The following is a 9,442-nucleotide window of genomic DNA, read 5'->3' as shown; positions in this document are numbered from 1 at the left end:
CACCACCGCGCCGCCGCCCTCAACCTCCGCCGACTGATCACCCTCAAACTCACCCGCACCAACAACACCTGGCATCTCGCCCCGGCCACCGCATAACAAAAGGGGCCGTCCGGCCTACGGCCGGACAACCTCTCGACAAGATTTTCAGCGGTCTTCTAGGCGGATGCCTGGCTTTCGAGCCGGCAGTCCACGTTGACGACGCCTTCCACGGATTGAGCGAGGCGGGCGGCGACGGGAATGAGGGTGGCGTCGTGGATCCGACCGGTGAGTGTGGCCACACCGCGGGTGACGCTGACCTTCACGTTTTGGTGCGAGCCGGGGAACAGCCGGTCGACCACCTCGTGGCGTATTTCTGCGGCGAGGTCGTCGTCGGAACGCAGGAAGATCTTGAGGAGATCGGCGCGACTGACGATGCCCTTGAGGTTGCCGTCGGCATCGACGACCGGGAGGCGCTTGACGCGCTGGTCGGCCATCAGCCGGGCGGCCTGCGGGAGGGGCACGTCAGGGTTCACCGTGATGGCGGGACTCGTCATCAGTTCCTCGGCCCGGACCGCGCCGGCCTTGGCGGTGTCCCCCGGTCGGTACATCTGCTCGATCAAGCCAATCCTGTGGCCGTGGAATTCCTCCTTGGGGAGTAGATCGGCTTCGGAGACGACGCCGACGACGTGGCCCTCGCCTTCGATGACGGGCACGGCGGTGACCTTCCACTGTTTCATGCAGGCGGCGATCTCCTTGAATTCCATGTCACGGGTGATGGCGATGACGTTCTTCGTCATGACGTCGTTGACGGTGTACCGGGCGTAGGTCATGGCGGGTTCCTCGATGCGTGCGGGCGAGCGGCCGGCTGCTGCCGTGAGGGTGAGCAGGTCCGATGCGGCCGTGACGTCGAATCCGCGACGAGCGGAGACTCCATGGAGTTCATGGTGTGCCTCCCGTTCCTCACTCGCAGCCTCGCACCGGGGGGAACGAGCTGCGAGAGAGCCTCGTGGTCAGATCGCGCAAGCCGCCCGGCGCCGGTCAGCGGACCAGGACGGCCTCTCCGGGTCTGGGTACGACCGCTGTCCAGCCCAGCTCGTGGTCGATCCGGTCCCGCAGGGCATCGGACGACGATTCCTCGCCATGGACCACATAGGTCGTGCGCGGTGCGGGGGCGCCGCGCAGCCAGTCCATGATCTGGTCGGCGTCGGCGTGTGCCGAGAAGTGCGGGAGGTCGGCCACCTCCGCGCGTACGGGTACGTATTCGCCGAACATCTTGAGTGTGTGGGCACCGTCGACGAGGTCGCGGGCCCTGGTGCCGGTGACTGCGAAACCGACGATGACGACGGCATTGCGTGGATTGGGCAGGAGCCGGTGGAGGTGGTGCAGGACCCGGCCGCCGGTGGCCATGCCGGCCGAGGAAACGATGACGGCGGGACCGGGCGTGCTGTTGATGTCGATGGACTCCTGGACGGTCCGGGCGGCCAGGAACGGGGCAGGGCTGATCGCTTGTTCGCCTCGGGCGAGAATCTCGGGCCGGATCTCGGAGGAATGGGCACGCAGCGCGTCGCGATAGACGTCGAGCGCTGCCAGAGCCATGGGACTGTCCACATAGACGGGAACGGACTGCGGCAGGATCCCGTTGTGGCGCAGCCCGGCGAGTTCGTGGAGGACGACCTCGGTGCGGTCGATCGCGAAGGCGGGGATGACGGCGGTACCGCCGCGCGCAAGGGTACGTGTGAGTACGGCCGCGAATTCGGCCTGGGCTTTCTCGGGTTCGTGACGACGGTCGCCGTACGTCGACTCCGTCAGCAGCACGTCAGCGCCGGTGAACGGTTCCGCCGGCAACAGCAGTGGGTGGCCGGGGCGGCCGAGGTCGCCGCCGGCGGCGAGAGTGTGCTCGTCCTCAAGGGTCAGGTGGGCCCAGGCCGAGCCGAGGATGTGTCCACCGCGGTGCAGTGTGAGCCGGGTGCCGGCCATGATCTGGACTTCGCTGCCGACCGGGACGGGGTCGAAGAACCTGACGGTGGTGTCGACGTCGGTTTCGTCATAGAGCGGTCTGGCGGGCCGGTGTTTGGACCAGCCGTGTTCGTTGGCGTGCTGGGCCGCCTCCATCTGGAGGCGGGCGCTGTCACGGAGCACGATTTCGGCGAGCCGGACGGTGTGGGCGCTGGTCAGGATCGGTCCCCGGAAGCCCTGTCGAACCAGTCGGGGCAGATAGCCGCAGTGGTCCAGGTGGGCATGGGTGATGACCACGGCGTGAATGGACGAGGCGTCACACGGCAGCTTTGCCCAGTTGCGGCGGCGCAGGTCCGCGACGCCTTGGAAGAGGCCGCAGTCAAGGAGGACCCGGGCATGGTCGCTCTCGATGAGGAACTTGCTGCCGGTGACGGTCCGGACGCCGCCGAGGAAGCGCAGCAGCGCGGGTCTCGACGCGGGTGCGGCCGGGTGTGGTTCTGCCTCGGACATCGCCGCTCCCTTCTTCGGTGGGTAGCAGCCAGCCGTTTTCACCATCACATCCCCGGCCCCCGGGGCGGGATGGGCCCGACAGGCCCGGACGGGGACCGACCGGCCCATGCGGGGCGGGCCCGTGCCGGGGCAGCATGAGGGGAACCTCACCGGAGGAGACAGAGGAGAGGGGCGAGGTCGTGAAGGCACTCGTATTCCAGGGCCCGGGGCAGACCGCATGGCAGGACGTTCCGGACCCCTCGGTCAAGGACGCTGCCGACGCCGTCATCCGCGTCGACGCCGTCACCATCTGCGGTACCGACCTGCACATTCTTAAGGGCGACGTGCCCGAGGTGGCTCCCGGCCGGGTGCTGGGGCACGAAGCCGTCGGCACCGTGGTCGAGGCCGGGGCCGACGTCCGTACGGTCCGTCCCGGTGACCGTGTACTGATCTCGTGCATATCCGCGTGCGGCCGGTGCCGCTTCTGCCGTGAGGGCCGCTACGGGCAGTGCCGTGGCGGTGGCGGCTGGGTGCTCGGCCACACCATCGACGGCACCCAGGCCGAATACGTACGGGTGCCCTTCGCCGACTTGTCCGTATACCCTTTGCCGGCCTCTGTCGACAGCTATGACGGCGTGCTGCTCTGCGACATCTTCCCGACCGCCTACGAGGTCGGTGTGCTGAATGGCAAGGTACGGCCCGGCGACACCGTCGTTGTGGTCGGCGCCGGCCCCATCGGGCTCGCCGCCATCGTCGGCGCGGGCCTCTACAGCCCGGGACGTGTCATCGCCGTCGACCTCGCCGAATCCCGGCTGGCCGCGGCGCGCTCCCTGGGCGCGGACGCGACAGCGAGCGCGGCCGAGGAACCCGAACAACTGGTTGAGGACCTTACCGAGGGGCTCGGTGCCGACGTCGTCATCGAAGCCGTCGGCGTGCCCGAAGCCTTCGAGATGTGCACCCGCATGGTCCGGCCCGCAGGCCGCGTCGCGAACATCGGCGTCCACGGTAAGCCGGCCACGCTGCACCTCGAAGACCTGTGGGCCAAGAACGTCACCATCACCACAGGACTGGTCGACACGTACTCCACTCCCATGCTGCTGCGCATGATGGCCGCAGGGCGGCTGCCTTCGTCCCCGCTGATCACCCACCGTTTCGAGCTGGGACAGATAGAAGAGGCATACGACGTGTTCTCCCGCGCCGCGGACACCGGCGCGCTCAAGGTGGCACTGGGAGGAACGCCGCACAACGAGATCATCGCCCCGGCTCAGCCGTAAGCTCAACGGGGGCATGAAGATCATGAGCAGGACCAGTTCCGGACCCACCGTCATCGAGGTGTCCGCCGGGCCTGTCGATCCGGCGCCAATGCTTGTCATGCCGCCCGTGCCCGAAAAGCGCGCCGCGGGGTCCGTGATCGGCACACTCGTACGGAACACGGGCTCACTGCGGACGAAGGGCGATCGCCGCCGGGGAAAAGAGGAACGCGTGTTCATGAAAACGCTGGGCACCAACCCCTTCGACGCGGTGGTCGTCGACGGTGCTCATGCCGGTGCGGAAACACGGCTTCGCCGCCCTGCTGGCCTGCTCGTCGATGGCCGGTCCCCGGCCCCGGACGCTGAACCACCGGTGTGCCCATGGCCGGGACGCCAGGTGGCCGGACGGTGCCCTTGCGACCGAGGATTGCTGCGGAGAGTGGTCATGAGCACAGCACGGACCTGGGACTTCAGCGGCTACGACCCCAAGCAGGAGCGGACGGTCGAGGCCCTGTGTGCCTCTTCGACAGGGAGGACGAACGGGCAGCCTTGATGTCATTCTCGACCGATCCGCATCCGGGAACGGGCCTGGGCGTCGTCATGGGGCGGCCCCGCCAGGGCAAGACGCTCCTGCTGGAGTCGGTGGCACGAGCCACGGGAGGGTTCTATTTCTGCGGACAGAAGCCACCGAAGCCGAGTCCTTGCGCAGGGTGGGCGAGGAGTATGCGCGATACCGGCAGGTCGCACAGCCCAGCCACTGGCGTGATGGGAAGGAAGGAATCGATGCCTTGCTGGCGCTGGGCGACGCAAGGCCACTGCCCGTCATCATCGACTCGTTCCCCGACCTCGTCGTGGCGAGCCCAGCCTCGCCGTCCGTCACCACTGCGCCCTCCGGCACCTCGACCGACCGCCCCTGGAAAGCCGTGCGCGATTGCTGCTCGGTGGTGAGACCGCACCGGTCATGAGCCGGCTGTTCGCACAGTCTTCGCCGTTGCACGCCCTCGCCGCTCTGAAGCTCGACATCCAGCCCCTCAACTTCCGCAGGGCGGCGCAACTGTGGGGCATCGACGACCCGAGGCTCCTGTATCTCCGAGCCTCGGCAGCGTTGTCGGTCGACGGTAGGACCACCCGGGGTGCGCCGGGGACTGTTCGGCCCTGTTGGCCCGGTACGAACGGTGCTTTCGTGGAATTGGCGGAAGGAGCCATTGCGAGGGTGCGGAGAAGCGGCTGATGGCCGTGCATCGCACGATCAGGAACCGCGGCGAGAAGCGGTTGGCTCTTTCCGTCTCATGACGTGAGCGCTCAGGGGTTGCCGGCGTCACCCGCCGGATCGAGATCTGGCGGCAGATCGTCCACGGCGTATTCGAGAGACTGATCGACACTGACGACGCCGTCGACGGAGAGGCACAGGAGTTCGATGATCTGAAGGGTTGAACGCTCCTCCACCCTTCCGCTCAGGGTGACGACTCCTTCCTGAACGGTCGCTGTCACGCCCCCGGGTGTCATCCGGAGAGTCCGGCCCAGTACCTCGTCGACGATTTCTTCGTGTATGGCGTCGTCGCGGCGGAGCATGGGGCGCAGCAGATCCGAGCGGCTGACGATGCCCACGAGCGTGCCGGTGTCATCGATGACCGGAAGACGTTTGACGCCCCGCTCGTTCAGGAAGCGCGCTGTCTCGACGATGCTCCATGCGGGCCGGGCCGTCAGCACGGGAGTGGACATGAGATCACCGGCGGTGCGGGCGTCCATGGTGCGGTGGTTCACGGCCGCCGTCCGGCGCAGTTGGTCACGGCCCTCTGCTTCTGGCAGACCGGCCTGCCGGCGGAGCAGGTCGGCCTCGGAGACGATGCCGATGGGGTGGTGGTGGGTGTCCACGACGGGAAGGGCCGAGACGTCGTTGTAGGCGAGGCTCCAGGCGACCGTCTTGAGCGATGCTTCGGGGCTGGCCGTGGCCACGTCCCGGGTCATGACTTCGGCGACAGTGCGGTGCATCATGGTCCGATTTCCCTTTCGTGCAGGGGCGTCAGTCGTGGGCGACGACGGCGACCGGGGCGGGCGGCGGTGTGATGCAGGACGGCATGGGCCACCGGCCGGAAGCGGGCAGGCGGAGGAGAGCCGCGCAGGTGCCGACCGACGACGAGGTCCGCGCCGGCCGCGGCCTGGACCGGTTGATGACCAGCGGGTCCCATGAGCGCCATCCGGTCGACGCTCACCGACGGGAATCTGCGGCGCCAGGGCAGCAGCAGTTCGTCCAGCATCTGTGCGGAACTCCGGCCTGCTACCCGTTCGTCTTCGGAGTCGAGGAACGGGAAGAACCTGTGGGCGGGAGTGGGGTTCCAGCCGTGGACCGCCCGCAAGGCGCAAACGCGACGGGCGGTCTCTTCGAAGACAAGGGCGAGAACCTCGTCCGGTGCTCCGTGGATATCGGTGTCTACGACCATTTCGTCGTACCTGCCAGGCCCGGTGTTCTCCGGTTCATCCGTCGCCCATAGGAGGGCTACCGGGGTTTCGGTGGCTACGAGGGGCGCCGTGCCCACCGCGCCGGCGAGGAAACCCACCGAGCCGCCCAGGCCGCAGGAACCGAGGACGAGCAGGTCGGCGTCGTTCGCTTCGGCGGCCGGGGCGGCGACCGGCTTGCCGGAGAGCCGCCGGATGACGACCTCCAGTTGCTGGTGCCGGCGGTGTACATCCTTCAGTGCCTCGCAGAGCGCCTCACCGGCCCGTTGGTTGGCCGTCTCTCGGCCCAGTCGCTGAATGGCAGGGCCGATGGGCCGGTCGGTGACGTGGACGAGCCTCAGCGACACCTTCCGCAAGGACGCCTCCTGGACGCCCCGGTCCGCGGCCGCCCGGCTCTCGGGGGAGCCGTCGAGGCCGACGGTCACGAGGTGCTTCATGGCGGAACCTCCCGCGCGTCGCAGGTCTGCGATCTGTTTCTCAGCCTGGCCTGCGAGGCGGGAGCGGAGCAGGGGCCATGTGGCTCCTTGCGGGGCCGACCAGCCCTGTCTATGCGGTGGGATTGCGCGAGGCGACATAGTCCGCGCACGCGTTCCACTGCGAGGAGGTGGGTACGGGGCCATCCATGGGTGCGGACACATGGCTCACGACCGCGACCACCCCGTCGACCTGTTCGGCCAGGCAGGTCAGTATCGCGATCTGGTTCTGGCTCTCCAGCTGGCCTTCCACGGTGACAACGCCGTCCACTGCATGGACGGTGACCACGTCGGCGCTGAGCCCCATGGTGTCCACGAGCACGTCCTCGACGAGGCGTCGTCGTATCTCCGCGTCGGGGCGCAGAAAGAGGCGCAGCAGGTCCCGGCGCGTGACGATGCCGACGAGTCTGTCCTCGTCGTCCACGACCGGGAGCCGCTCCACGCCACTGCGCATCATCAGCCGGGCGGCGTCCGGTGCGGTCTCGTGCGCGTGGACGGTCACCGCCGGTGTCGACATGACCTCGGCAGCGGTGAATTCCGCTCCGGACGAGAATGCGGTCCCGGTGGCGGCGTCAGGGACGTCGCCCTTCACGAGGTGCCTCGCCGCCTGGCGGTTCAGCAGGTCGCTCTCGGAGACGATGCCGACGACCCGGTCCTCGTCGTCGAGCACGGGCAGTCCGCTGATGTTGTGCTGGGCGAGCAGCTTCGCGACCTCCTTGAAGGAGGTGACCGGGACGACCGAGACGACCTCGTCGGTCATCAGGTCTCCCACTTTGATGCGCTTCATGGAGGCGCCTCCTGCCCTCTCGCAGGGACCCGCACGGACGCAGCGCCCGCAGGTTGTTCAGGGACCACGATCCGCCGGGCCGTACGGAGAGGAGGAGGGCCGAATGGGTCGTGGCCGGGACCGGTCGGACCCGGATCGGGCGTCCGGGCACCCGTGCACGGCAGGATTCTCTCGACAGGGTCCATTGGGCCCCCGGGCGGTCCTGAGCGGCCCTCTCCCCGCAGGGGCCCGTGGTGCCAGCCTGAGAGTTGACCCTTCGGTGGCCCTCGGTGAGGAGGAACCATGAAAGGCACCACCGGCAGCCCGGAACTGGGCTCCGTCATCGTCGGTGTCGACGGCTCCGAGCCGGCCCGCCGGGCGGCGTTGTGGGCAGCGGCCGAGGCCACTCGCCGTGACAGATCGCTGCGCATCGTCTACGCGGCAGACACGGACGGCCGGGTTCTCCACCTCTCGGCGGAGAGCATCGAACGCGTTCGCAGCGCGGGCCACGAACTGCTGCGGGAAACCGCCGCTGCCGTCGAAGAACAGTACTCCGGTCTGCACGTCAGCACGGAGTTCAGCCGCAGTGCACCCGTCCCCAGCCTGCACCGGACCGCCGGCCTGCGCGGCACTGTCGTGGTGGGCCACCGCGGTCTCGGCGGGTTCAAGAACCTCATGCTCGGATCCGTCGGCCTGAAGCTCGCCGCAGGCGCCACGACACCCGTCATCGTGGTCAGGGGCACTGACAACGGGACCGAGACCGGAGTGGTGCTCGCCGCGGTCCGTGACGAGCACGACGCCGAATGCGCCCGGTACGCGGCGCGCGAAGCCGAGATCCGTAAGGCATCGCTGCGGCTGCTGCACGTGTGGAACATTCTCGAATCCGCCGGACTCGCCGTGACCATGCTCGACGATGTCGAGGCGATCGCCGGAGAACACGTCCATCACCTGATGACTGTGAAGGATCGGATCCGCGGCGAATTCCCGGACCTGAACGTGCAGGCGGATGCCGAGAAGAGCCTGACCGTCGCCGGGGTCCTGGTGGAGGCATCGCGCCACGCGGATCTGCTGGTGATGGGCGGACGGCGGTCGCCCGGTTACATCGGCCCCACCCTCGGGCGGGCGACGCACAGCCTTCTGCACCACGCGCACTGCCCCGTGCAGCTCATTCCGCGGCACGGTTCCGGGCATGGGAGTGAGTCGTGATGGGCACCGACGAACGCCGTGAACTCGTCACCGGTATCGATCCGGCCAGGAACTGGCACCTGTCATTGGCCTGGGCGGCCGACGAGGCGCACCGACGCGGGCTGGAACTCCGGCTCGTCGTGGCCGTACCCCCATCGCACGACCGGCATCACGGCGATGACAGCCCACGCAGAAAGGCCATGCTCCAAGCCGGGGCGGACGCTCTTCAGGAGGGAGGCGACTGGGTACGGGCGCGCCACCCGCAACTGCAGCCGAACACCGATCTGCTCGACGGTTTCCCGGCTACCGTGATCGGCGGGCTGTCTGCGCAGGCCCGCATGGTCGTTCTCGGATCCCGGCATCTGAGCCGCACGGCGGAGTATTTCAGCGCCGGCTCCCTCGTCGTCCCCGTCACGGCCCAGGCGCGCTGTCCCGTGGTGGTCGTGGGCGATGCGGAGCACATCACTCAGGAACCTACTTATCTCGTCGTGGGAATCGACGGCAGCGAGTCCTCGAAGGCGGCGCTGGGGTTGTCGTTCGAGGAGGCCGACCTCCGAGGAGCCGCGCTCCGCGCCGTCTCGGTCTGGCAGCCACCCGTAGTCCCCGTAGTCATGTTCCAGGACGAGGAGGTTGCCGTGCAGGCTCAGCGGCGCATGCTGTGCGAGACCACGGCAGGCTGGTCGTCGAAGTACCCGGACGTGCACCTGACGCACGAGGTGCCGACCGGACAGCCGGTGGAGGAGCTGGCCGGGGCGTCCGAACACGCTCTGGCCGTCGTCGTGGGCCGCCGTGGCCGGGGCGGCTACACGGGCATGCGGCTCGGCTCCGTCGTCCACGGACTGCTGCACCGGGCACACTGCCCGGTGATCACAGTTCCCCTTGTGTGA

Annotated in this window: 8 protein-coding genes; 3 read left to right on the top strand and 5 right to left on the bottom strand. The window is 68.4% G+C overall.

What is annotated here, in order from left to right:
- Positions 1 to 155: 155 nt before the first annotated feature.
- Both ACFVV1_RS34450 and ACFVV1_RS34445 read right to left on the bottom strand, forming a co-directional pair.
- On the bottom strand, positions 156 to 809 hold the full coding sequence (locus ACFVV1_RS34450) for a CBS domain-containing protein (RefSeq protein ID WP_389997654.1): 654 nt from the start codon (positions 807 to 809) through the stop codon (positions 156 to 158).
- Positions 810 to 1,017: 208 nt separating this feature from the next.
- Positions 1,018 to 2,445: an MBL fold metallo-hydrolase RNA specificity domain-containing protein gene (locus tag ACFVV1_RS34445; protein WP_389997652.1), complete on the bottom strand. Its 1,428-nt coding sequence runs from the start codon at positions 2,443 to 2,445 to the stop codon at positions 1,018 to 1,020.
- Positions 2,446 to 2,624: 179 nt separating this feature from the next.
- On the opposite strand from ACFVV1_RS34445, the gene ACFVV1_RS34440 reads away from it, so the two are divergent.
- Complete coding sequence (locus tag ACFVV1_RS34440; RefSeq protein WP_389997649.1) at positions 2,625 to 3,698, top strand: zinc-dependent alcohol dehydrogenase family protein; 1,074 nt, start codon at positions 2,625 to 2,627, stop codon at positions 3,696 to 3,698.
- Positions 3,699 to 4,976: 1,278 nt separating this feature from the next.
- On the opposite strand, the gene ACFVV1_RS34435 is transcribed toward ACFVV1_RS34440, so the two are convergent.
- From ACFVV1_RS34435 to ACFVV1_RS34425, 3 genes are all read right to left on the bottom strand, one after another.
- Positions 4,977 to 5,669, bottom strand: a complete 693-nt coding sequence (locus ACFVV1_RS34435; RefSeq protein ID WP_389997646.1) for a CBS domain-containing protein — start codon at positions 5,667 to 5,669, stop codon at positions 4,977 to 4,979.
- On the bottom strand, positions 5,666 to 6,568 hold the full coding sequence (locus ACFVV1_RS34430; protein ID WP_389997643.1) for a universal stress protein: 903 nt from the start codon (positions 6,566 to 6,568) through the stop codon (positions 5,666 to 5,668). The genes ACFVV1_RS34435 and ACFVV1_RS34430 overlap by 4 nt, the downstream gene beginning before the upstream one ends.
- A 109-nt stretch (positions 6,569 to 6,677) precedes the next feature.
- Complete coding sequence (locus ACFVV1_RS34425; RefSeq protein ID WP_389997641.1) at positions 6,678 to 7,391, bottom strand: CBS domain-containing protein; 714 nt, start codon at positions 7,389 to 7,391, stop codon at positions 6,678 to 6,680.
- 282 nt (positions 7,392 to 7,673) lie between these two features.
- Between ACFVV1_RS34425 and ACFVV1_RS34420 the strand changes: the two genes are divergently transcribed.
- Both ACFVV1_RS34420 and ACFVV1_RS34415 read left to right on the top strand, forming a co-directional pair.
- The gene (locus tag ACFVV1_RS34420) at positions 7,674 to 8,576 is read left to right on the top strand and encodes a universal stress protein (protein ID WP_389997638.1); all 903 of its coding nucleotides are present in this window, start codon (positions 7,674 to 7,676) and stop codon (positions 8,574 to 8,576) included.
- Positions 8,576 to 9,442: a universal stress protein gene (locus ACFVV1_RS34415; RefSeq protein ID WP_389997635.1), complete on the top strand. Its 867-nt coding sequence runs from the start codon at positions 8,576 to 8,578 to the stop codon at positions 9,440 to 9,442. The genes ACFVV1_RS34420 and ACFVV1_RS34415 overlap by 1 nt, the downstream gene beginning before the upstream one ends.

This window comes from Streptomyces sp. NPDC058092 (assembly GCF_042884935.1).
In the GTDB taxonomy this organism is placed as follows: domain Bacteria; phylum Actinomycetota; class Actinomycetes; order Streptomycetales; family Streptomycetaceae; genus Streptomyces.
Note: the sequence above shows the minus strand (reverse complement) of the source record. Positions and strands in the feature narration are given on the sequence as shown.

Bases quoted from the DNA above. Each gene is read 5' to 3' on its own strand.
- ACFVV1_RS34415 (WP_389997635.1), top strand. From the start codon at position 8,576: ATGGGCACCGACGAACGCCGTGAACTCGTCACCGGTATCGATCCGGCC.
- ACFVV1_RS34435 (WP_389997646.1), bottom strand. From the start codon at position 5,669: ATGATGCACCGCACTGTCGCCGAAGTCATGACCCGGGACGTGGCCACG.
- ACFVV1_RS34420 (WP_389997638.1), top strand. From the start codon at position 7,674: ATGAAAGGCACCACCGGCAGCCCGGAACTGGGCTCCGTCATCGTCGGT.
- ACFVV1_RS34450 (WP_389997654.1), bottom strand. From the start codon at position 809: ATGACCTACGCCCGGTACACCGTCAACGACGTCATGACGAAGAACGTC.
- ACFVV1_RS34430 (WP_389997643.1), bottom strand. From the start codon at position 6,568: ATGAAGCACCTCGTGACCGTCGGCCTCGACGGCTCCCCCGAGAGCCGG.
- ACFVV1_RS34425 (WP_389997641.1), bottom strand. From the start codon at position 7,391: ATGAAGCGCATCAAAGTGGGAGACCTGATGACCGACGAGGTCGTCTCG.
- ACFVV1_RS34445 (WP_389997652.1), bottom strand. From the start codon at position 2,445: ATGTCCGAGGCAGAACCACACCCGGCCGCACCCGCGTCGAGACCCGCG.